At 73.2% G+C, this 20,426-nt stretch carries 16 protein-coding genes; 3 read left to right on the top strand and 13 right to left on the bottom strand.

Translation table 11 applies throughout. The features are described 5' to 3' along the window. Window positions 1-52: 52 nt before the first annotated feature. The 4 genes from ACIRNI_RS00330 to ACIRNI_RS00315 form a co-directional block, all read right to left on the bottom strand. Complete coding sequence (locus ACIRNI_RS00330; RefSeq protein ID WP_403546962.1) at window positions 53-808, bottom strand: AIM24 family protein; 756 nt, start codon at window positions 806-808, stop codon at window positions 53-55. Between the two features lie 19 nt (window positions 809-827). Beyond that, window positions 828-1,508 carry an AIM24 family protein gene (locus ACIRNI_RS00325; RefSeq protein WP_403546960.1) on the bottom strand — a complete coding sequence of 227 codons (681 nt, stop codon included), beginning with the start codon at window positions 1,506-1,508 and terminating at the stop codon, window positions 828-830. 13 nt (window positions 1,509-1,521) lie between these two features. Then, complete coding sequence (locus tag ACIRNI_RS00320) at window positions 1,522-3,204, bottom strand: TerD family protein (RefSeq protein WP_403546958.1); 1,683 nt, start codon at window positions 3,202-3,204, stop codon at window positions 1,522-1,524. Window positions 3,205-3,312: 108 nt separating this feature from the next. After that, a complete protein-coding gene (locus ACIRNI_RS00315; protein ID WP_403546956.1) occupies window positions 3,313-3,888 on the bottom strand; it encodes a M48 family metallopeptidase in 576 nt (191 codons plus the stop codon). Window positions 3,889-4,088: 200 nt separating this feature from the next. Between ACIRNI_RS00315 and ACIRNI_RS00310 the strand changes: the two genes are divergently transcribed. Both ACIRNI_RS00310 and ACIRNI_RS00305 read left to right on the top strand, forming a co-directional pair. Continuing rightward, window positions 4,089-5,237 (top strand): ThiF family adenylyltransferase, encoded by a 1,149-nt coding sequence (locus ACIRNI_RS00310; RefSeq protein WP_403546954.1) that lies wholly within the window; start codon window positions 4,089-4,091, stop codon window positions 5,235-5,237. Window positions 5,238-5,300: 63 nt separating this feature from the next. Continuing rightward, window positions 5,301-6,677 carry an ABC1 kinase family protein gene (locus ACIRNI_RS00305; protein WP_403546952.1) on the top strand — a complete coding sequence of 459 codons (1,377 nt, stop codon included), beginning with the start codon at window positions 5,301-5,303 and terminating at the stop codon, window positions 6,675-6,677. A gap of 54 nt (window positions 6,678-6,731) precedes the next feature. Here ACIRNI_RS00305 and ACIRNI_RS00300 read toward each other — a convergent pair whose 3' ends face one another. The 5 genes from ACIRNI_RS00300 to ACIRNI_RS00280 all read right to left on the bottom strand — a co-directional run bounded on the left by ACIRNI_RS00300 (window position 6,732) and on the right by ACIRNI_RS00280 (window position 10,596). Continuing rightward, window positions 6,732-6,929: a hypothetical protein gene (locus ACIRNI_RS00300; protein WP_355362632.1), complete on the bottom strand. Its 198-nt coding sequence runs from the start codon at window positions 6,927-6,929 to the stop codon at window positions 6,732-6,734. Window positions 6,930-7,043: 114 nt separating this feature from the next. Next, complete coding sequence (locus tag ACIRNI_RS00295; protein WP_355362634.1) at window positions 7,044-7,373, bottom strand: hypothetical protein; 330 nt, start codon at window positions 7,371-7,373, stop codon at window positions 7,044-7,046. Next, window positions 7,370-7,747 (bottom strand): WhiB family transcriptional regulator, encoded by a 378-nt coding sequence (locus ACIRNI_RS00290; protein WP_355362636.1) that lies wholly within the window; start codon window positions 7,745-7,747, stop codon window positions 7,370-7,372. The genes ACIRNI_RS00295 and ACIRNI_RS00290 overlap by 4 nt, the downstream gene beginning before the upstream one ends. A 169-nt stretch (window positions 7,748-7,916) precedes the next feature. Continuing rightward, a complete protein-coding gene (locus tag ACIRNI_RS00285; protein WP_403546949.1) occupies window positions 7,917-8,249 on the bottom strand; it encodes a hypothetical protein in 333 nt (110 codons plus the stop codon). A 166-nt stretch (window positions 8,250-8,415) separates the two neighbouring features. Further along, window positions 8,416-10,596, bottom strand: coding sequence for an ATP-dependent DNA helicase UvrD2 (locus tag ACIRNI_RS00280; protein ID WP_403546947.1), 2,181 nt, complete (start codon window positions 10,594-10,596; stop codon window positions 8,416-8,418). A gap of 194 nt (window positions 10,597-10,790) precedes the next feature. On the opposite strand from ACIRNI_RS00280, the gene ACIRNI_RS00275 reads away from it, so the two are divergent. Then, entirely contained in the window at window positions 10,791-11,033 is a 243-nt protein-coding gene (locus tag ACIRNI_RS00275) for a mycoredoxin (protein WP_355362642.1), read from the top strand. A gap of 42 nt (window positions 11,034-11,075) precedes the next feature. On the opposite strand, the gene nudC is transcribed toward ACIRNI_RS00275, so the two are convergent. From nudC to ACIRNI_RS00255, 4 genes are read right to left on the bottom strand one after another with little or no spacing between them, the layout of a single operon-like run. Beyond that, window positions 11,076-12,011 (bottom strand): NAD(+) diphosphatase, encoded by a 936-nt coding sequence (gene nudC / locus ACIRNI_RS00270; protein WP_403546945.1) that lies wholly within the window; start codon window positions 12,009-12,011, stop codon window positions 11,076-11,078. Between the two features lie 46 nt (window positions 12,012-12,057). Further along, window positions 12,058-13,524, bottom strand: coding sequence for a dipeptidase (locus ACIRNI_RS00265; RefSeq protein ID WP_403546943.1), 1,467 nt, complete (start codon window positions 13,522-13,524; stop codon window positions 12,058-12,060). A 10-nt stretch (window positions 13,525-13,534) separates the two neighbouring features. Next, a complete protein-coding gene (locus tag ACIRNI_RS00260) occupies window positions 13,535-16,996 on the bottom strand; it encodes an ATP-dependent helicase (RefSeq protein WP_403546941.1) in 3,462 nt (1,153 codons plus the stop codon). A 56-nt stretch (window positions 16,997-17,052) separates the two neighbouring features. After that, window positions 17,053-20,394, bottom strand: a complete 3,342-nt coding sequence (locus tag ACIRNI_RS00255) for an ATP-dependent helicase (protein ID WP_403546939.1) — start codon at window positions 20,392-20,394, stop codon at window positions 17,053-17,055. Window positions 20,395-20,426: the final 32 nt, after the last annotated feature.

Here is a 20,426-nt window from a genome sequence, read left to right as displayed (position 1 = left end):
ATCGGGTAAGGGGCGGTCGCCACGGGCGGCCGCCCCTTACCCGCCGCGGCGCTCAGTTCCAGGCGTTGTTCTGGTTCTGGGCGTGCGCACCGTGCTGGCCGACGCCGAACTGCGCGGCGGCACCCTGCCCGATCTGGGCCGCCTGCGGCGGCATGACCTCGCTGGGCTGGACGAGCACGAAGCCCTGCCCCAGGAAGCTCAGCTCCCAGCCCTCCCCCGTGGTCCCGCGGCGGCGGCGCACGCTGGAGGAGTGGGTCTGGGCCTGCATCTGGACGCGCAGCGACGACGACCACGCGACGATCGCGTCGGAGTCGACGCTGACGTACTTCTCCGGCGTGACGTGCATCATCAGCGGCTGCCCCGACGTCATCAGGGCGACCTGGCCGCGGCCGGAGATGTTGAGCTGGTACCTGCCGGAGCCGGAGATGCCGTACTGGCTGTCCACGGCGATGACCTCGGTGTGCAGCGTGGAGTCGAGCGCCAGCACATAGGCGCTGTCCACGGTCATGCCCTCCTGGTCCACGTCCACGACGTGGATGTACTGCGCCAGGTTGGCGAAGTAGACGGTGCCCTGGCCGGAGCAGCGCATCAGGTCCAAGCCCTCACCGGTGTTGGCATGGGCGCGGCGCTGCGTCTGGTTCTGGATCTCGCCGTCGAAGTCGATCAGGCCCTGGTAGGCGACCATGGCCCCCTTGCGGGCGAGGACGTCGTCGTGGCCGGTGAGCGCCACCCGCAGCAGTTGCGGGTTCTGGACGGCGTACCGGTCCTGGGTCTGCTGTTCCGTGTAGCTGAAAAGCGGGCTCTGCATGGTGTGTTCTCGCTCCCCCTCAGCCCCGGATCCGCAGGCGGTCGGTGCTGTCCTCGCTCGGCTGTACGACGACGATGCCCTGGCCGGAGAAGGCCATCTGGTACGCCTCCCCGCTGCCCCGCCCGATCAGGGAGGAGGCCTTGAAGCTGCGCTTGCCCTTCACCTTGAGCGTCGGCGACCAGGCGACGAGCGCGTCGGGGTCGACGTACGTCTCGTCCTCGCCGCGGCCGCAGTCGACCACCACCGGGGTGCCGCGCGAGGTGAGGGCGACCCAGCCGGTGCCGGCGATCTGCACGTTCCACAGGCCCTGTCCGGCGAACTTGGCCAGGCCCTTCACCCTCTCGGCGCCCCACTGGAGGTGCGCGTCGAAGGCCAGCACATTGGTGCCGTTGACGGAGATCGCGTCGTTGTTGAGGTTGATGACGACGACGTCGGCGCCGTAGTCGGCGAGGTACAGCAGGCCGTCGCCGGAGCACTTCATGATCGGCGCGCCTTCGCCGGTCATCCACTGGGAGGCGATCTGGCGGACGGCGGGCGGGTTCGGCTCGTACTGGACGAAGCCCTCGTAGGACACCATCGAGCCGGTGCGCGCGTACAGGTCCTGGCCGGAGGCCATGGCCACCTTGAGCATGTGGCGGCCGTGGTTCTCCATCCGGGCCGCGACGGGGGTGGGGGCGTAGCCCGCGAGTTGCTGGTTCATTCTTCGGGCTCCCTCAGACCTCGTACGGCTGGACGACGATGAAGTTGCCGGGGGCGCCCCGGAACTGCAGGTTGACGGTCTCCCCGCTGTGGCCGGGGTAGGCGTTTCGGCGCAGCCGGACCTGGCTGGAGAGGATCACCTGGGACGCGGACGACCAGGCGACGACGGCGTTGCAGTCGGCGAAGGTGGTCGGCGTGACGGGGAGGACGACGGGGACGCCGTGCGTTTTGACGACGACCGTGCCCGTGCCGGTGAACTGCATGGTGAACAGGGCACCGCCCGGAATGCCGTGGCCCTCGATGCGGCGCACCTCGTACTGGAGCGACTCGTCGAACGCGAGAACGTTCTCCGCGGAGACGCAGATGCCGTCGCCCTGGAGCTCGATGGGGTGCAGGTGGGCGCCGTCCTCGGCGAGGAAGACCTGGCCGCGGCCGGTGCAGCGCATGAGCTGCATCTCCTGACCGGTGGCGTTGCCGACGATACGGCCGGAGAAGCCCGCGCCCTTGTACCCGAACTCGACCTTGCCCTGGTACATGACCATGCTGCCCTGGCGGGCGAGGACGGGCATGCCGCCCATGGCGAGGTCGACCCGCATGAGCTGCTGGTTCTGCGGGGTCCAGCGCTGACCGGTGGGGGTCTCGCGGTACTTCTGGAGCGCCGCCTCCAGCCCGGCGCCGAGGCCCGGCGACGCCATGCCGGCGGGCGGCTGCTGGCCGTACTGCGGCTGGCCGTAGGCGGGCTGGCCGTACTGCTGTTGGCCATACGGGGCCGGGGCCGGGGTCTGGACCGGAGCCGGCTGGCCGTACGGGGCCGGGGCCTGCTGGCCGTACGGCGGGGTCTGGCCGGGGACCTGGCCCTGGCCGAAGTGCGGCTGCTGCTGCGGGGGTCCGTACGGGGACGGTCCGGGCGGCGGCGTCGGTGCGACCGGCGGGGCCATCGGTGCGGCCATGGTGGGGGCGGCGTGCACGGGCTGCGCCGGGGGCTCCGGGGCGGGCGCGGGCACCGGGGCCGGGGCCGCGGGGGCGACCGGGGCGCCGAACGACGGTGCCGGCTGCTGCGGCTGAGCCTGCGGCTGGGCAGGGGGTGCGGAAGCGGCCGGTGCGGCGAAGGCGGGCGGGGCGAACCCCAGCGTCGCGGTCTGCGGCGGCTGCGGGGCGGCCGGCTCCTCCTCGGCGACCTCGCCGCCGAAGTTCTTGAGCAACGCCTCCAGGCCACCGTCGAAGCCCTGGCCGACGGCGGCGAACCGCCAGACGTCCTTGCGGTAGAAGTCGCCCAGCATGACCGCGCGCTCGGTGCTGAACTCGGCGCCCGTGAAGGCGTACCGGGCCACTTCCTCGCCGCCCGCGACGATGCGGATGTACCCGGGGCCGACCTGGGACATCTGCCCGGCGCCGTCGATCGTCGCGGTGAAGGACAGCTTGTGGATGTTCGCGGGGACGCGGTCGAGCGTGACCCGGAAGGACTCGGTGTCACCGGCCTGCGGGCCCAGCAGTTGGATGGACTCCTCGGGCGACTTCGGCTGGTTGAAGAAGATGAAGTACCGGTCGTCGGAGAGCCGTTCGTCGGCGTCGAGGCCGAAACAGCTGATGTCGAAGGTCAGACCGGGCGCCGCGATCTGCACGCCCACGTACAGATCGGTCCCGGGTGTCAGGTCACTGATCTTGGCCTTGTGGCCGCGTTGGAATTCCCTGGCCATGCGTAACGACCGTCCCCCATCCCGAAACGTGAATCCGTCGCGCCAGGCTAACGGCTCCCGACGACATCGAGCCAAGCCGGTACACGTTCGGTACAGGATCGGTGAATATCACTCTCCGCGAGCGGGCGGCGGATGCGGCAGGCGGGCCGCGGCGACGACTCCTTCGAGATAGCCGCGGGCCCGCTCGGTACGGGGGTACGCCTCCAGCAGCCGCCAGAACCGCGGCCCGTGGCCCGGCACGAGCAGGTGGGCCAGTTCGTGGAGGAGTACGTAGTCGATGACGTACTCCGGCATGCCCTGCAACCGGTGCGAGAGGCGGATGCTGCCCTCCCCGGGTGTGCACGAGCCCCAGCGGGTGTTCTGATTGGTAACCCAGCGCACGGAGGTCGGCCTGGCCCGGCCCTCGAAGTACTGGTCGGACAGGCGCGCGGCGCGCTCGGCCAGTTCGCTGTCGCCCGGGGTGCGCCTGCTCTCCTGGGCCGCGAGTTTGTCGAGCATCACGGTCACCCAGCGGCGCTCCTCCGCCTCCGACATGCGGGCGGGGATGAGCACGATCGTCCGATCGCCCTCGCGGTAGGCGGATACCGTCCGGCGGCGCCGGGAGCTCCTTCGGACCTCGACCGCGCTCGTCCCCGAGGGGCGTGGCGGGTCGCTGGCCAGGCTGGGCTGTGGGTCGGCGGGCACGCCCCGACGTTACCCGCTGTCAGCGGGGGAAGTCCCACCTCCGGACTGGTTCCCGCATGATCCATCCATAGCCTGCACCATTTGAACGACTAAACGACTAATACATCGGCCCTGTGGACAACGCTCGGCCGGTATCGGCCGCGGCGGGCATTCTGGCTGCACGGATCAACGGGGATTCGGCAGGGATCACGGGGGCGGATATGCATCCGATGGTGAAGCCCGCGCTGCGGCGGGCATGGCGGAATCTGCAGTTCGTGCAGTTCGGGGCGACGCCCGCGCATGCGGTGGTGCTGGGCCCGGTGGACACGACGACGGGCAGTCTGCTCGGCCTGTTCGACGGGACGCGGGGGCTCCCGCTGCTGCGCGAGGAGGCGCGGGCGCTGGGGCTGCCGGAGGGCCGGATGGAGGCGCTCGTCGCCCGGCTCGCGGAGGCCGGGCTGCTGGACGACGCGGCGGCGGGCGATCCGGCGGCGGACGCGTTGCGCAAGGAGGACGGCGCGCTCGACCGGCTGCGCGCCGATCTGGCGTCGCTCTCCGTCGTCCACCGTGAGCCGGGCGGTGCGATACGGCGGCTGGCGGCCCGCCGGTCGATGCGGGTGCAGGTGCGGGGGGCCGGGCGCGTGGGCGCGAGCATCGCGGCGCTGCTGTCCGCGTCGGGCGTCGGCCGGGTGGAGGTGCTGGACGGCGATCGGGTGGAGCCGTGGGACGTCGCGCCCGGCGGGTTGCCGGCGGAGGCGGTGGGCGAGCGGCGGGACGCGGCGGCCCGGCGGCTGGTGGGCAGGTCGGCCCCGGGGGGCCGCGCGCCACGGACCGCACCGCGCGTGGGGCGCCCGGCGGGCTCGGAGCCGGGGCTGTCGCTGGTCGTGGTGGCTCCGCGGGACGGACTGTCGGCGTACGCCCCGGACCCGCTGACCGCGGACGACTGGGTGGCCACGGGGACACCCCATCTGTACGCGGGGGTCGTCGAGGCCACGGGTGTGGTGGGGCCGCTGGTGCTGCCCGGTGGCACGGCGTGCGCGCGGTGCCTGGATCTGGAGCGGGCGGATCGCGACCCGGCGTGGCCGCGGATGCTGGCGCAGTGGCGCTCGGGCCGGCGGAGCCGGGTGCCGGCCTGCGACCTTGGCCTGGCGACGGCGGCCGCGGGGCTGGCGGCGGCGCACGCGCTGGCGTTCCTGGACGGGGAGCTGCCCACGAGCACGGGGACCCGCTGGGAGACATCGCTGCCGCTGCTGGACTGGCGCGCGGAGCGGATCTCCCCGCATCGCGACTGTACCTGCGGCGCGGCGGGCCGCGGAGAGGGGGAGCGCACCTCGGGGACGGGGGCCGGGCAGGACACAATGGCGGGGTAACGGGCATCAACGCAGTCATGCCGGAGGCAACGCGGCACGGCAGTCTGGGATTTGGAGGGGCGTATGTCTGATCTTCCCCGGAAGGCGGTAACCCGTACCGCCAAGTTGGCCGCGTTGCCGCTGGGCTTCGCCGGTCGGGCCACATGGGGCCTGGGCAAGCGGATCGGCGGCAAGTCGGCGGAGATAGTGGCCCGGGAGCTGCAGCAGCGGACGGCGGAGCAGCTGTTCCGCGTGCTGGGCGAGCTGAAGGGCGGTGCGATGAAGCTCGGGCAGGCGCTGTCCGTCTTCGAGTCCGCGCTTCCGGAGGAGGTCGCCGGGCCCTACCGTGCGGCGCTCACCAAGCTCCAGGAGGCGGCTCCGCCGATGCCGACCCGCACGGTCCACTCGGTGCTGGAGGAGCGGCTGGGCGCGGAATGGCGCGAGCTGTTCCTGGAGTTCGAGGACAAGCCGTCGGCGGCCGCCTCGATCGGCCAGGTGCACCGGGCCGTGTGGCACGACGGCCGCCAGGTGGCGGTGAAGGTGCAGTACCCGGGGGCGGGCGACGCGCTGCTGTCCGACCTGACGCAGCTGAGCCGTTTCGCCCGGCTGCTGGGGCCGCTGGTTCCGGGCATGGACATCAAGCCGCTGATCACCGAGTTGCGTGACCGGGTGGCGGAGGAGCTGGACTACGGCCTGGAGGCGGACGCGCAGCGGCAGCACGCGGTGGAGTTCGCCGACGATCCCGATGTGGTGGTGCCGGACGTGGTGCACCAGTGCGATCAGGTGCTGGTGACCGAGTGGATCGACGGCATACCGCTGGCGGACGTCATCGCGGACGGTACGCCGGAGGAGCGGGACCGGGCGGGGCAGTTGCTGGCGCGGTTCCTCTTCTCGGGTCCCGCCCGCACGGGTCTGCTCCACGCCGATCCGCACCCGGGCAACTTCCGGCTGCTTCCCGCGGCGGACGGCGGCGAGGGCGACTGGCGACTCGGGGTGCTGGACTTCGGCACGGTGGACCGGCTGCCGGGTGGTCTGCCGGACACCATCGGCACCTGTCTGCGGATGACCCTGGAGGGAGAGGCGGAGACGGTCTACGACCTCCTGCGCGCGGAGGGGTTCGTCAAGGAGACGATCGAGCTCGACCCGGATGCCGTGCTGGAGTACCTGCTGCCGATCATCGAGCCGGCGGAGGCGGACGCGTTCACCTTCACGCGCGGCTGGATCCGCGCCCAGGCCGCACGGATCGCCGATGTCCGTTCGCCCGCGCACCAGTTGGGCAAGCAGCTCAACCTGCCGCCGTCCTACCTGCTGATCCACCGGGTGACGTTGAGCACCATCGGTGTGCTGTGCCAGCTGAACGCGACGGTGCGGCTGCGGGACGAGCTCGAGTCGTGGCTGCCGGGCTTCCTGCCGGAGGAGGACGGCGAGGAGGACGCGGCCGTGGTGGAGGTCCAGGCCTGAACCGGCTGGTGGTGCGGTTCCGGTCGGTGGACCGCGCCACCGCCGTCACCGCCGTCACCACCAGGCGGAATCGAGTCTGCTTTCGATGGCTCTGAGGTGGGCGCGGGCGCAGTCGTCGCAGAAGTAGCGGCGGCTGCCGTTCTCCACGGAACAGGTCCAGGTCACCGGCAGCTTGTCGGCGGTCTTGCCGCAGCGGGAGCACACCACGCTCTGCTTGCCCTGCGGCTCGGGGGGAGGAGTCCGCTCGTTCACTACGAGACGATAACTCCGCCGGGGCCCGGGCCCGCGCGCAACGCACCGCGGGGGCCGGTCCGTTCGGACCGGCCCCCGCGAGGTTCCACTGTCTGGCTCAGTGCCCTGAGGCACTTAGTGCATAACAGCCATGGCCAGAGCTCGGCGGGCGCGCAGCGAGACACGCTCGGCGCGGCGCTGCATGCGGCGGGCGGCAACCAGGCGCACGGCCTGGCGTTCCGCGTTCACTTCCCGCATGCGCTCGTGCATATGGGCACGGGCCAGGGCTTCTTGGAGGAGTTGCATCTCACGGTTCCTGTTCTGACGCGAGACGTTCGCGCCGATGGTGGTGACAGCTGGGGTGGTGGCGGAGCCGTTGGGCTCGCTCGCGGAAGAGGACATGGGGGCCTGCTTCTGGGGATCGTGCGTCAGGGGGCGGTCGATGGTTCCGGCAGTGGCGTTCATGCCACGACCGGGTTCTTGCGCGGGCGGCCACGCGGCCGCTTCCGGGCGACGACCACGCCCTGGACGAAGAGCTCACCGCCCCAGACGCCCCACGGCTCGCGCCGCTCCTTGGCGCCCGCCAGGCAGGCCTCCATGAGCGGGCAGGTCCGGCAGAGGGACTTCGCGTACTCGACGTCGGCCGGCGACTCGGCGAAGAAGACCTCCGGGTCGTAAGCGCGGCAGGGAACGGGTACGCCCAGGTTCTCGATGGCGTCGTCGAGCGCGGTGAGCGCGGTGAGGGGGGCGAGGGGGGTCAAAGCGGGGTCCTCCGTGAGGCCGGGCGGGGGGATCGTCTGTGAAGGCGGTACGGACGGGGCGTGCGCTTCGAGTTGCACGGTTCTGTCTTCCTCGTCTGGTCGGTCCGGCCTGTTGGCCGGTGGGCTGGTACCGGGTTCTGCCTTGTCCCGAGGCCCCTTCGCTCCGTCTCCCGCATCAGGGAAAACAGAAGGGCCGCGGATCCCGGGTGGGGTTCCGCGGCCCTGAAGGCGCCGGCCTGATGCTGGATCAGGCTGGATCACTCCAGGGTTCGAGCCCACGGAAGGCCCACATCGTGTGGTGGTGCTGCGTCTGCTTCTTCGTTTCGGCACCGGTCGCCGCAAAGGCATAGGCCTGGGCCTGCGCCTTCACTACTGCTGCTTCCAGTGCCTCGGTCGGTCGCTCATTGCGCTCCCGGACGGGAAGACCCATCGGAAGCATGGCGGGACGCTCGGCCACGAGGCCGGACAGACCGGTGCCAGGGAACGCCGAACCGGAGAGGCCGAGCGAGCAGGCGGAGACGACCGAGGGATCGGTCATTTTGGCGGTGGTGCTGATGAAGCTGGCGTTGATGCTGATCACTGGAATCGCCTCCTCTCGGCGTCTCGGGGGGATCGGTCGGAGCCGGTCCCGCGCGTATTCGGATAAGTACAGCACAAGGACAGGGCTTCAGAGAAGCCGCTGTTCTCGTGGTTAAGAACCTATGGGGATCACTGCTGTGGGCGCAAACTATTTTTCCGACGAGTTTTCAGGAGTCCCCCTCCTCGCCGTCGCCGACCTCCTGACCTGCGCAGATGGCCAGGACATCGGCGCCGAAGCGGTCCAGTTTGCGCGCCCCGACGCCCGAGATGGCGGCGAGCTCGCCGTCGGTGGACGGGACGGCCTCGGCGATCGCCATCAGTGTCTTGTCGGTGAAGACGCAGTACGCGGGCTGGCCCAGCTCCTTCGCCTGCTCCGACCGCCACTCGCGCAGGCGCTCGTAGAGGCCCTCGTCCATGTCGGAGGGGCAGCCCTCGCAGCGCATCAGCTTCATCTCGCCGGCGTCGGTGAGGGTGGTGCCGCACACCCGGCACTGCACCGGTCCGCGGCGCTTGCGGCGGGAGCCGCCGCTGCCGCGCTCGACGCCGCCGCCCCCGCCGGCGGCACGGGTGCCGGGGAGCGCCGAGCCGGGGCGCAGTCCGGCGAGGAAGCGGGTGGGGCGGCGCGAGGCGCGGCCGCCGGGCGAGCGGGACAGCGCCCAGGACAGCGACAGGTGCAGCCGGGCCCGGGTGACGCCGACGTACAGCAGGCGGCGCTCCTCCTCGACCTGCTCGTCCGTCTTGGCGTAGGTGATCGGCATCATGCCCTCGGTGAGGCCGACGAGGAACACGGCGTCCCACTCCAGGCCCTTCGCCGCGTGGAGCGAGGCGAGGGTGACGCCCTGGACGGTCGGGGCGTGTTGGGCGGCGGCCCGCTCGTCGAGCTCGGTGACCAGGTCGCCGAGCGTGGCGTCCGGCCGGGCGCGGGCGAAGTCCTCGGCGAGACGGACCAGGGCGGCCAGCGACTCCCAGCGGTCGCGGACGGCGCCGGAGCCGGCCGGGGGCTCGGTGGTCCAGCCCTTGGTCGAGAGCACGGCCCGCACCTGCGAGGGCAGGTCTCCGGCGTCGTCGAGCAGCGGGTCGTTCCCTCCGGCGCGGGCCGCGCCGCGCAGGGCGATGCCCGCCTCCCGCACCTCGGCGCGCTCGAAGAAGCGCTCGGCGCCGCGCAGCTGGTAGGGCACGCCGGCGTCGGCGAGGGCCTGCTCGTAGACCTCGGACTGGGCGTTGATCCGGTAGAGCACGGCGATCTCGCCGGCCGGGACGCCGGCGGCGATCAGGTCGCGGATGCGGCGGGCGGTGCCCTCGGCCTCGGCGGGCTCGTCGGCGTACTCCGTGTAGGCGGGTTCGGGGCCCGGGTCGCGCTGGGAGACCAGCTCCAGGCGGTGCTCGGCGGCCCGGCCGCGGGCCTGGGCGAGGAGCCCGTTGGCCAGGTGGACGACCTGCGGCGTCGAGCGGTAGTCGCGGACCAGCTTCACCACGGTGGCGTTGGGATGCCGGGCGCGGAAGTTCAGCAGGTGGTCGGGGGTGGCGCCGGTGAAGGAGTAGATCGTCTGGCTGGCGTCGCCAACGACGCAGAGGTTGTCCCGGTCGCCCATCCACAGGTCGAGGAGCCGCTGCTGGAGGGGCGAGACGTCCTGGTACTCGTCCACCACGAAGTGGTGGTACTGGCGGCGGATCTGCTCGGCGATGTCGTGCCGGTCCTGGAGGATGCCGACGGTCAGCAGCAGCACGTCCTCGAAGTCGATGACTCCGCGGTCCCGCTTGAGCTGCTCGTACATGGCATAGATCTGGCCAATTTCGGCGGGGTCGCGCGGGGCGTCGCGCTGGGCCTTGGCGACCGCGGCCGGATAGTCGGCGGGGACCGTCTGGGTGACCTTCGCCCACTCGATCTCGCTGGTGGTGTCGCGCAGCTCATTGCGGTCGAGCCGGATGCGGCAGCGCGCGGCGGCCTCGGCGACCAGCTGGATCTTGCGCTCCAGCAGGCGGGGCAGCTCGCCACCGACGGCTTTCGGCCAGAAGTACTGGAGCTGGCGCAGGGCTGCGGAGTGGAAGGTGCGGGCCTGGACGCCGCCCGCGCCGAGCTGGCGCAGCCGCCCGCGCATCTCCCCGGCGGCCCGGTTGGTGAAGGTGACGGCCAGCACACTGGCGGGCGCGAGTATGCCCGCGCGCACGCCGTACGCGATCCGGTGGGTGATCGCGCGCGTCTTGCCCGTGCCGGCACCCGCCAGCACGCACACCGGACCGTGCAGGGCCGTCGCCACCTCGCGCTGCTCGGGGTCGAGCCCGTCGAGCACCGCGTCGGCCGTCTGAGGGACCTGCGGGAAGAGAGTGGAGTCCGTTGCTGCTGTCACCCTGCCATGCTGCCAGGTCGGCGACGGCGGTCCCGCCGGTTGTCCACAGGACGGGGGCTCCGGTCGTACTAATCGTGCGCTGAGTCACCGCACGGACGCCCCCGGGAATGACGGGCGGCGGGCGTACGTTCTGTCTCCGGGTGCCGCGACCGGTTCGGCACCCGCCCCCAGTGAACGCGAGGAGCGCAGAGACGATGCAGGGCACCCTGACGATGTACAGCACGACGTGGTGCGGCTACTGCCGGCGGCTGAAGAGCCAGCTGGACCGCGAGGGCATCGCGTACACCGAGATCAACATCGAGCTGGACCCTGAGTCGGCCGCGTTCGTCGAGAAGGCCAACGGGGGCAACCAGACCGTGCCGACCGTGCTCTTCGCGGACGGCACGACGCTGACGAACCCCTCGCTGGCCCAGGTCAAGCAGAAGATCGGCGCCTGACGGAAAGCCCGACGGGAACCCGCTTCGGCGGCGGGAACCCGCTCAGGCGGCGTTTCCGGGCTTCGGCAGCGGCTTGCCGTACCAGAGCTCGATCAGTCGGGCCGCGATCGAGATTCCGTACGGGGGAAGGACCTCGCCGGACTCGAACGCGGCCCGCAGCTCGTCGCGGGAGAACCAGCGGGCCTCCTCGATCTCGTCGCCGTCGACGTTGATCTCGGAGGACGTGGCGCGGGCCATGAATCCCAGCATCAGGCTCGACGGGAAGGGCCACGGCTGGCTGGCGACGTACTCCACCTCGCCGATCGTCACGCCGGCCTCCTCGTAGACCTCGCGCGCGACCGACTGCTCGATCGACTCGCCCGGCTCGACGAAGCCCGCCAGCGTGGAGAAGCGGCCCTCCGGCCAGTGGACCTGGCGGCCCAGCAGCGCGCGGTCCTGCTCGTCGGTGACCAGCATGATCACCGCCGGGTCGGTGCGCGGGTAGTGCTCGGCGCCGCAGGTGGGGCAGCGGCGGATGTGACCGGCGGCCGCGATCACCGTGCGCTCGCCGCAGCGGGAGCAGAAGCGGTGCATCCGCTGCCAGTTCTCCAGCGCCACCGCGTGCACCATCAGGCCCGCGTCACGCGGTGACAGCAGCAGCCCCGCCTCGCGCAGGCCGGCCGGGCGGGCCGACTGGTCCATGCGGCCCGGCAGCGTGTCCTTCTGGAGCGCGAAGTAGCTCACGCCCTCCGCGTCCGTCCCCAGGAAGTACCGGTGGGTCTCCGTGACCGGGGCCTCGAAGGACGGGGTCATGACCAGTTCGGTGCGGCCGTCGGGGGTGTCGTCGACCAGGGCCTGCCCGCCGGAGACCACGAACACCCGGGTCGTCGGGTGGCTCCACGCCGCGGCCAGCCAGGCCTCGTCCAGGCGGTGGTGTGCCGCGCGGTCGATGCCGCTCGGGGCCGTCAGGCTGATCGGCCGGTGGGCTTCGTTGCTCATCGTGCTCACTGGTGGTTCCAACTCCCCCGGGTGAATGGGTGTCTGTTCAGCGGAGTGCGGCGGCGGACTGTGCTGCGGGCGACGCCGTGGGCGGTCCTGCGGGCAGTGCCGTGGCGAGGTCGCTCCACAGGTGGGCGGTCGCCTCCACGCCCTTGAGCAGCAGGTCGAGCTCGACCTTCTCGTTCGGCGCGTGCCAGCCGTCGGACGGTACGGAGATGCCGAGGAACAGCACCGGCGCTCCCAGGACGTCCCGGAGGTCGGCGGCCGGGCCGGAGCCGCCCTCGCGCGTGAAGCGGATCTTCGCGCCGTCGAAGGCCGTGCTCATCGACCGCGCGACCGCCTGGAGGGCTGGGTGGCCGAGCGGCGTCAGGCACGGGCGGGTGGGGGCGCCGAAGACGATCTCGTGGCGGATGCCCGCCGGGACGCGGGCGGCGACCCAGTCGCGTACGGCCGCTTCGATCTTGTCCGGGTCCTGGTCCGCGACCAGCCGGAACGACAGCTTCAGATGGGCGGAGGCCGGGACGATCGTCTTGCCGCCGGGGCCCTGGTAGCCGCCCCCGATGCCGTTGACCTCGGCGGTCGGGCGGGCCCAGACCCGCTCCAGCGTGGTGTAGCCGGTCTCGCCGAGGGTGGCGTACGACTTCGCCGTGGCCAGCCAGGACGCCTCGTCGAAGGGCAGCTCCGCGATCAGCTCGCGCTCGCGGTCGGTGAGCTCCGCGACGTCGTCGTAGAAGCCGGGGATCGTGACGCGCTCGTCCTCGTCGTGCAGGGCCGCGACGAGGCGGGCGGCCGCGGTGGCCGGGTTCGGGACGGCGCCGCCGAAGGCGCCCGAGTGGAGGTCCTGGTCGGGCCCGTACAGGGTGATCTCGCAGTCGGCGACGCCGCGCATGCCGGTGCAGACGGTGGGGGTGGACTCCGACCACATGCCGGTGTCCGAGACGATCACGGCGTCGGCGGCGAGGCGGGTGCGGTGCCGCTCGACGAGCTCCCGGAAGTGGGTCGAGCCGGACTCCTCCTCGCCCTCGATGAGCAGCTTGAGGGTGACGGCCGGGGCGGTGCGGCCGGTCAGCGCGAGGTGCGCGCGGACGCCCAGGGTGTGGAAGAACACCTGCCCCTTGTCGTCGGCGGCACCGCGCGCGTAGAGGCGGTTTCCGAGGACGACGGGGTCGAAGGGATCCGTGTTCCAGCCGTCCTCGCGGGCCGCGGGCTGCACGTCGTGGTGACCGTAGACCAGGACGGTGGGTGCCGCCGGGTCCCCGGAGGGCCACTCGGCGAAGACGGCCGGGGCGCCGGCGCCGTCCCCGGTCTCCCAGACCTCGGCGACCGGGAAGCCGGTCTCCGCCAGCTTCGCGGCGAGCCACTCGGCACTGCGCCGTACGTCCGGGGCGTGAGCGGGCTGCGCCGACACGGACGGGATGCGCAGCCACTCGGCGAGGTCGTCGAGGAAGGCGGCGCGGTGCTGCTCTATGTACGTACGTACGGTCTGGACGGCGCTGTCCGGGGTGTCGCTCATGCCCTTGAGCCTATCCGGGATCGGGGGTCGGCCCGTCGGGCGTCCCACGGAGCAGGATGCGCTCGATCTCGGCGCGTCCGGGCAGGTCGTACGGGCGGACGACGTCACCCGTGCGGACGTAGACGAAGGCCGCGCCGACCGCCTCCGGGTCGAGCCCGTGCTGCTCGGCCCAGGCGAGGCGGTAGACCGCGAGCTGGAGGGGGTCGGCGGTGTGGGAGCGGTTCGTCTTCCAGTCGACGATCTCGTACGCACCGCTCTCGCGGTCGCGGTAGACGGCGTCGATGCGGCCACGGACGACCCGGCCGGCGAGGGTGAGCTGGAACGGCGTCTCCACGCGGTACGGGGTGCGGTGGGCGTACGGGGTGCGCTCGAACGCCTCCTTCAGCGCGGCGAGGTCCCGTTCGTCGGCGATCTCGGGCTCGTCGGCGTACACCTCCCCGCCGGGCAGCTCGTCGGGGCCCAGCATCGGGAGCGGCACCGCGTCGAAGCGGGCCTCGACCCACGCGTGGAACCGCGTCCCGCGGCGCGCGGCGGGCTGCGGGGGGCGCGGCATGGGCCGGGCGAGCTCCTGCGCGAAGCCGTCGGGGTCGGCGGCGAGGCGCAGCAGCTGCGAGGCGGACAGGGACGTGGGGAGGTGCACCTCGCGGGTGGTGGCGCGGGCGCGGAGGAGCTCGGCGGTGAGGGCGTCGAGGTCGCGGTCCCAGGAGGCGATGGTTCGGGCGTCTTCGGGGGTGAGCCGCTCCCCCGCCCGTGCGCCCCTGCCCGCAGGGCCGTCGGCGGCTTCGCCGCGCCGGGGGGCGGGCACGGCACCGGTGCCGGTGTCGGCTTCGGCGTACGCCCCCGCGTCGGGCTCCTCGGGCGCGAGGTCGTCCCAGTCGTCCCAGTCCGCGAGGTCCTCGGGCAGGGGTTCGTCCGGATCGTCGGGCTCGTCGGGCCACGGCTCGTCCGCGTCGGTATCGGCAACCGCCGGAGGCGCCGGCTCCCCTTCGGTCTCCAGGTACCGCAGCACCCGCTCCGCGGCCGTGCGGCGGCGGGCGAGGGAGGCGGGGTCCAGCGGGAGGGGCCAGGGCTGGTCCGCCGAGGACTCGTCCAGGGCGGGGTTCTCGGCGTCCTCGGCGGGCTCGTCGGCCCAGGCCTCGATCTCGCCGAAGCCCGCCGCGCAGTGGTCGTACAGGGCGTGCAGGAACGGCGACGGGCCGCGCGGCCGCTTCTGGGTGGGACCCCACCAGTGGGCCGAGGCCAGCAGGAGGGAGCGGGGGCGGGTGAAGGTCACGTAACCGAGGCGGAGCTCCTCGGTGTGCTGGTGGTCCTTCATGGCGTCCTTGAAGGACTTGAGCGCCTTCGCGTCCCAGTCCTCGACCGCCGGGAGGGTGGGGGCGTCGCCGCGCAGCGCGTGCGGCAGGACCTGCGGCTGGGCGGTCCACGACTCGCGGGACCTGGTGCTGGGGAACTGGCCGGTGACCAGGCCGGGGACGGCGACGACGTCCCACTCCAGGCCCTTGGACTTGTGGGCGGTCAGGACCTTGACGGTGTTCTCGCCGCCGGGCAGGGCGTTGTCGAGGCCCTTCTCGTACTGGGCCGCGGTGCGCAGGAAGCCCAGGAAAGCCAGCAGCGTCGCCTCGCCGTCCAGGGAGGCGAAGCGGGCCGCTGTGTCGAGGAAGTTGGAGAGGGTCTCGCGGCGGCGGGCGGCCAGGGCGTGCGGGGAGGCGGAGAGCTCGACCTCCAGGCCGGTGGTGGCGAGGATCCGGTGCAGGACGTCCATCAGCGGGTCGGCGAGGGAGCGGCGCAGGTCGCGGAGCTCGGCGGCGAGGCGGGCGAACCGGACCCGGGCGTCGGCGGAGAAGGGCAGGCCGTCGTCCTCGCCGCCCCCGTCCAGGAAGGTGTCGAGGGCGTCGGCGAGGGAGACGACCTCGGCCGGGTCCACGCCCTCGACCGCCGCCGCCAGCCGCTCGTCGGGGTCCGTGGCGCCGTCGCGGTCCCGGTGGACCAGCAGCCGCGCGCGGCGGCCCAGCAGCGCCAGGTCGCGGGGGCCGATCCGCCAGCGCGGGCCGGTGAGGAGGCGTACGAGGGAGGCGTTGGCGCCGGGGTCCTGGAGGACCTCGCAGACGGCGACCAGGTCGGCGACCTCCGGGAGGTGCAGCAGCCCGGAGAGGCCGACCACCTCGACGGGGACGTCGCGGGCGACGAGCGCGGCCTGGATCTCGGGGAAGTCGGTCGCCGTACGGCACAGGATCGCGATCTCGCCCGGCTCCTTGCCGGTCCGTACGAGGTGGGCGATGGAGTCGGCGAGCCAGGCGATCTCCTCGGCCTGGGTGGGCAGCAGCGCGATCCGCACGGTGCCGTCGCGCTCGGCGCCCGGCGCGGGGCGCAGGGCCTCCACGCCCGCGTGCATGGCGCGCAGAGGGGCGGCGAGACCATTGGCCAGGTCGAGGAGGCGCCCGCCGCTGCGGCGGTTCTCGCTGAGCGCGAAGCGGGTGGCGGGGGTCCCGTCCGCGTACGGGAAGTGCTCGGGGAAGTCGTCCAGGTTGGCCACGGAGGCGCCGCGCCAGCCGTAGATGGCCTGGCAGGGGTCGCCCACGGCGGTGACGGGGTGCCCCGTGCCGCCGCCGAACAGCCCGGACAGCAGCAGCCGCTGCGCGACGGACGTGTCCTGGTACTCGTCGAGGAGGACGACGCGGAACTCGTCCCGCAGGATCCGCCCCACCTCCGGGCGGTTCAGCGCGAGCTCGGCGGAGAGGGCGATCTGGTCGCCGAAGTCCAGCAGGTCGCGCTCGCGCTTGGCCGCGCGGTAGCGGACGACGAGGTCGGCGAGCTCGCGGCGCGCGGCGGCGCTCTCCGGGACCTTGCGCAGGTCGGCGTTGGTGAGGCGGGCGTTCTCGAGGGCGGCGAGGAGGTCGGCGTCGTACGCGAGGAGGTCGGCGGGGCGGACGAGGTGTTCGGCGAGCTCGGAATCAAGGGCGAGCAGGTCGCTGACGAGGGTGGGGAACGACTTGGTCAGCGCCGGGTACGGGCCGGGCGCCTCGCGCAGCACGCGGGCGGCGAGCTGGTAGCGCGTGGCGTCGGCGAGGAGGCGGGCGGTGGGCTCCAGGCCGAGGCGCAGGCCGTGGTCGGTGAGCAGTTGTCCGGCGAAGGCGTGGTACGTGGAGATGCGGGGCTCGCCCGGCGGATTGTCCGGGTCGATCACGTCGGGGTCGGTGATGCCGGCCCGCACGAGCGCCTTGCGGACGCGCTCGGCGAGCTCGCCGGCCGCCTTGTTGGTGAAGGTCAGACCGAGGACCTGCTCGGGTGCGACCTGCCCGGTGCCGACCAGCCAGACCACCCGGGCGGCCATCACCGTCGTCTTGCCGGAGCCGGCTCCGGCCACGATGACCTGCGGGGCGGGCGGCGCGGTGATGCAGGCCGTCTGCTCCGGGGTGAACGGGATGCCGAGAAGCTCCTTGAGCTGCTCGGGGTCGGTGAGGCGAGTGGTCACGGTCATCGAGGCTAACCGGCCGCACTGACAGTCCCGACCCGATGATCACCCGGCGATCACTCGACGATGTGGCGGCCCTCGGGGCGGGCGCTGCACGACGCCCGGAACGCGCAGTGGTCGCAGTGCTTGCCGGTGGCCGGGGTGAAACGTTCGTCCAGGACGCGTCCGGCGGCGGTGGCGAGGAGGTCGCCGACCCACTCCCCGCTGAGCGGCTCCTGGGCCTGCACCTTGGGCAGCGCCTCCCCGCCCTCCTTCTTGGGGGCGGCCTGGCGCAGGTGGACGAGTTCGGCGCCGCCGGGCTCGGGGCGGCGGCCGTCGAAGATCTCGTCGACGGCGCCCTCGCGGACGGCGAGCTGGTAGACGGCGAGCTGGGGGTGGTGGGCGACCTCGTCCTTGGTCGGCGCCTGCTTGCCGGTCTTGAAGTCGACGACGTAGGCACGGCCGTGCTCGTCGGCCTCGACACGGTCCATGGAGCCCCGGATGCGCACCTCGTACGCACCCGCCTCCAGGGTGACGTCGAAGTCGTGCTCGGTGGCGGCGGGGGTGCGGCCGCCGCGGTCCATGACGTGCCAGCGCAGGAACCGCTCCAGCGCCACGCGCGCGTGCTCCTTCTCCTGGGCGGACTTCCAGGGGGCGTCGAAGGCGAGCGCGTCCCAGACGGAGTCGAGGCGCTCCATGAGGACGGCGAGGTCGGCGGGGGTGCGGCCGGAGGCGACCTCGTCGGCGAGGACGTGGACGACGTTGCCGAAGCCCTGGGCGGCGGTGGCCGGGGCGTCCGCCTTGACCTCGCGGCCCAGGAACCACTGGAGGGCGCAGCTGTTGGCGAGCTGGTCCAGGGCGCTGCCGGAGAGGGCGACGGGCCGGTCGCGGTCCCGGAGGGGCACGGCGGAGTGCGTCGGGTCGTACAGGCCCCACCAGCGGTAGGGGTGGGCGGCCGGGACGAGCGGCTGGCCGTCCTCGTCGGTGAGCGCGGCGAGCCGGGCGAGGCGCCGGGCGGCGGCGTCGCGCAGCTCCTCGGACGCCTCGGGGTCCACGGTGGTGGCGCGCAGCTCGGCGACGAGCGCGGCCACGGCGAGGGGGCGGCGGGGGCGGCCGGTGACGTCCTTCGGCTCGACGCCGAGCTCGGTGAGGAAACGGGAGGGCTGGTCGCCGTCGTCGGCGGGCGCCTTGACGGCGGTGACGACGAGGCGGTCGCGCGCGCGGGTGGCGGCGACGTAGAAGAGCCGGCGCTCCTCGGCGAGCAGCGCGCCGGGGGTGAGCGGTTCGGCGAGGCCGTCGCGCCCGATGCGGTCGGCTTCGAGGAGGGAGCCGCGGCGGCGCAGGTCCGGCCAGAGGCCCTCCTGTACGCCGGCGACGACGACCAGGCTCCATTCGAGGCCCTTGGAGCGGTGCGCCGTCATCAGCCGTACGGCGTCGGGGCGGACGGGCCGCTTCATGAGGGTGTCGGCGGCGATGTCCTGGGCGTCGAGCTCCTCCAGGAAGTTCAGGGCGCCGCGGCCGCCGGTGCGCTGCTCGGCGCGGGCGGCGGTCTCGAAGAGGGCGCACACGGCGTCCAGGTCCCGGTCGGCGTTGCGGCCCGCCGCGCCGCCGCGCAGCGCCGCCCGCTGGAGCCTGGCCGGCCAGGGGGTGCCGTCCCACAGGAGCCACAGGGCCTCCTCGGCGGTGCCGCCGTCCGCGAGGAGCTCGCGGGTACGGCGCAGGAGGCCGCCGAGCCGCTGGGCGCCGCGCGCGTAGGCGGGGTCGTGGGCGACGAGCCGTTCGGGCTCGGCGAGGGCGCGGGCGATGAGTATGTCGGAGGGCGGCGGGAGCTTGTTCCCGCCGGCCCGCTCCTCGTCGCGCAGCGCCCGTCCCAGGCGCCTGAGGTCGGCGGCGTCCATGCCGCCGAGGGGCGAGGTGAGGAGGGTGATGGCCGTCTCGGGGTCGAGCCACCCGGCGGCCGCCTCCTCGACGGGGGCTTCGGGGACGTCTGGGGTCTCGGGGGTCCCGGGATCAGCCTCCCCGGGCGCCGCCGTCTGGCCGAGCGCGGCCGTCGCCGTGGCGCGCAGCGCCGTCAGCAGCGGGGCCACCGAGGGCTCGTGGCGCAGGGGGATGTCTGGGGCGTCGACCTCCAGGGGCACGCCCGCGGAGGTGAGGGCGCGGCGCAGGGCGGGGATCGTACGGGCGCCCGCGCGGACCAGGACCGCCATCTCCTGCCAGGGAACCCCGTCCTCCAGGTGGGCGCGGCGCAGGATGTCCGCGATGTTGTCGAGCTCCGTGGAGGGGGTCGGGAAGGTGTACGCCTCCACGCGGCCGCCCGCGCGCACCGCGGCCGGCTCCCGGTGGACGCGGACCTTGTCGGCCGGGAGGCGCGGCAGGGGCATCCGCGCGGTCAGCAGGCGCGTGGCGGCCAGCAGGGCCGCGCCCGAGCGGCGCGAGGTGGTGAGGACGGCGACCGGCGCGGGGGTGCCGTCCGCGCGGCGGAAGGTGTGCGGGAAGTCGAGGATGCCGTTGACGTCGGCGCCCCGGAAGGCGTAGATCGACTGGTCCGGGTCGCCGAACGCGTACAGGGTCCGCCCGCCGCCGGCGAGCGCCCTCAGGAGCCGGACCTGGGCCGGGTCGGTGTCCTGGTACTCGTCGACGAACACCGCGTCGTACGCGGGCAGCGCCACGGAATCCGCGTCCGCCAGCAGCACGGCCCGGTGCACCAGCTCGGCGTAGTCGAGCACGCCCTGCATGTCGAGCACGTCGAGGTACTCGGCGAGGAACTGCGCCGCCGCCGACCAGTCGGGCCGTCCCTGGCGCGCCGCGAAATCACCCAGCGCGCGCGGGCCGAGCCCCAGCTCGCGCGAGCGGGCCAGTACGGCGCGGACCTCGTCGGCGAAGCCGCGCGTGGTCAGGCAGGCGCGCAGTTCGTCGGGCCAGTGGACCCGGGCCAGCCCCTCGCGCTCCAGGTCCAGCTGGCCGGCGAGCAGCTCGCGCACGGCGAGGTCCTGCTCGGGGCCGGACAGCAGCCGCAGGGGCTCGGAGAACAGGGCCGCGTCCTGGTGGGCGCGGATCAGGGCGTAGCAGTAGGAGTGGAAGGTGGTGGCCTGGGGGGCGCGTGCGCCGGGGATGCGCGCTGCCATCCGGTCCCGCAGCTCCACCGCCGCCTTGCGGCTGAAGGTGAGCACCAGGAGCCGTTCCGGATCGGCGCCCTGGGCGATGCGGGCGGCGACCGCCTCCACCAGGGTGGTGGTCTTGCCGGTGCCCGGTCCGGCCAGCACCAGCAGCGGGCCCTGGGTGTGGTCAACCACCGCACGCTGCGATGCGTCCAGGAGAGGGGGGCTCACGGGAGCCGGCGGGGTACGCACCAGCCGGTACGCGCCGGGAGTGCGCTCCCGGTACGGCGTACGCCCGGTGGTGGTGGAGGAGGAGCTCACGTTGGATCGCCGGTCCTGGTGGGTGTGCTGGT

Source organism: Streptomyces sp. NPDC093546, assembly GCF_044765045.1.
Lineage (GTDB): Bacteria > Actinomycetota > Actinomycetes > Streptomycetales > Streptomycetaceae > Streptomyces.
The sequence above is the reverse complement of the archived record's forward strand: the minus strand, read 5'-3'. Positions and strand labels throughout refer to the sequence as shown.

Excerpts from the sequence above, each read along its gene's own strand:
- nudC (WP_403546945.1), bottom strand. The coding sequence starts at position 12,011 with ATGAGCAACGAAGCCCACCGGCCGATCAGCCTGACGGCCCCGAGCGGC.
- ACIRNI_RS00295 (WP_355362634.1), bottom strand. The coding sequence starts at position 7,373 with ATGAACGCCACTGCCGGAACCATCGACCGCCCCCTGACGCACGATCCC.
- ACIRNI_RS00275 (WP_355362642.1), top strand. The coding sequence starts at position 10,791 with ATGCAGGGCACCCTGACGATGTACAGCACGACGTGGTGCGGCTACTGC.
- ACIRNI_RS00330 (WP_403546962.1), bottom strand. The coding sequence starts at position 808 with ATGCAGAGCCCGCTTTTCAGCTACACGGAACAGCAGACCCAGGACCGG.
- ACIRNI_RS00325 (WP_403546960.1), bottom strand. The coding sequence starts at position 1,508 with ATGAACCAGCAACTCGCGGGCTACGCCCCCACCCCCGTCGCGGCCCGG.
- ACIRNI_RS00265 (WP_403546943.1), bottom strand. The coding sequence starts at position 13,524 with ATGAGCGACACCCCGGACAGCGCCGTCCAGACCGTACGTACGTACATA.
- ACIRNI_RS00310 (WP_403546954.1), top strand. The coding sequence starts at position 4,089 with ATGCATCCGATGGTGAAGCCCGCGCTGCGGCGGGCATGGCGGAATCTG.
- ACIRNI_RS00320 (WP_403546958.1), bottom strand. The coding sequence starts at position 3,204 with ATGGCCAGGGAATTCCAACGCGGCCACAAGGCCAAGATCAGTGACCTG.
- ACIRNI_RS00305 (WP_403546952.1), top strand. The coding sequence starts at position 5,301 with ATGTCTGATCTTCCCCGGAAGGCGGTAACCCGTACCGCCAAGTTGGCC.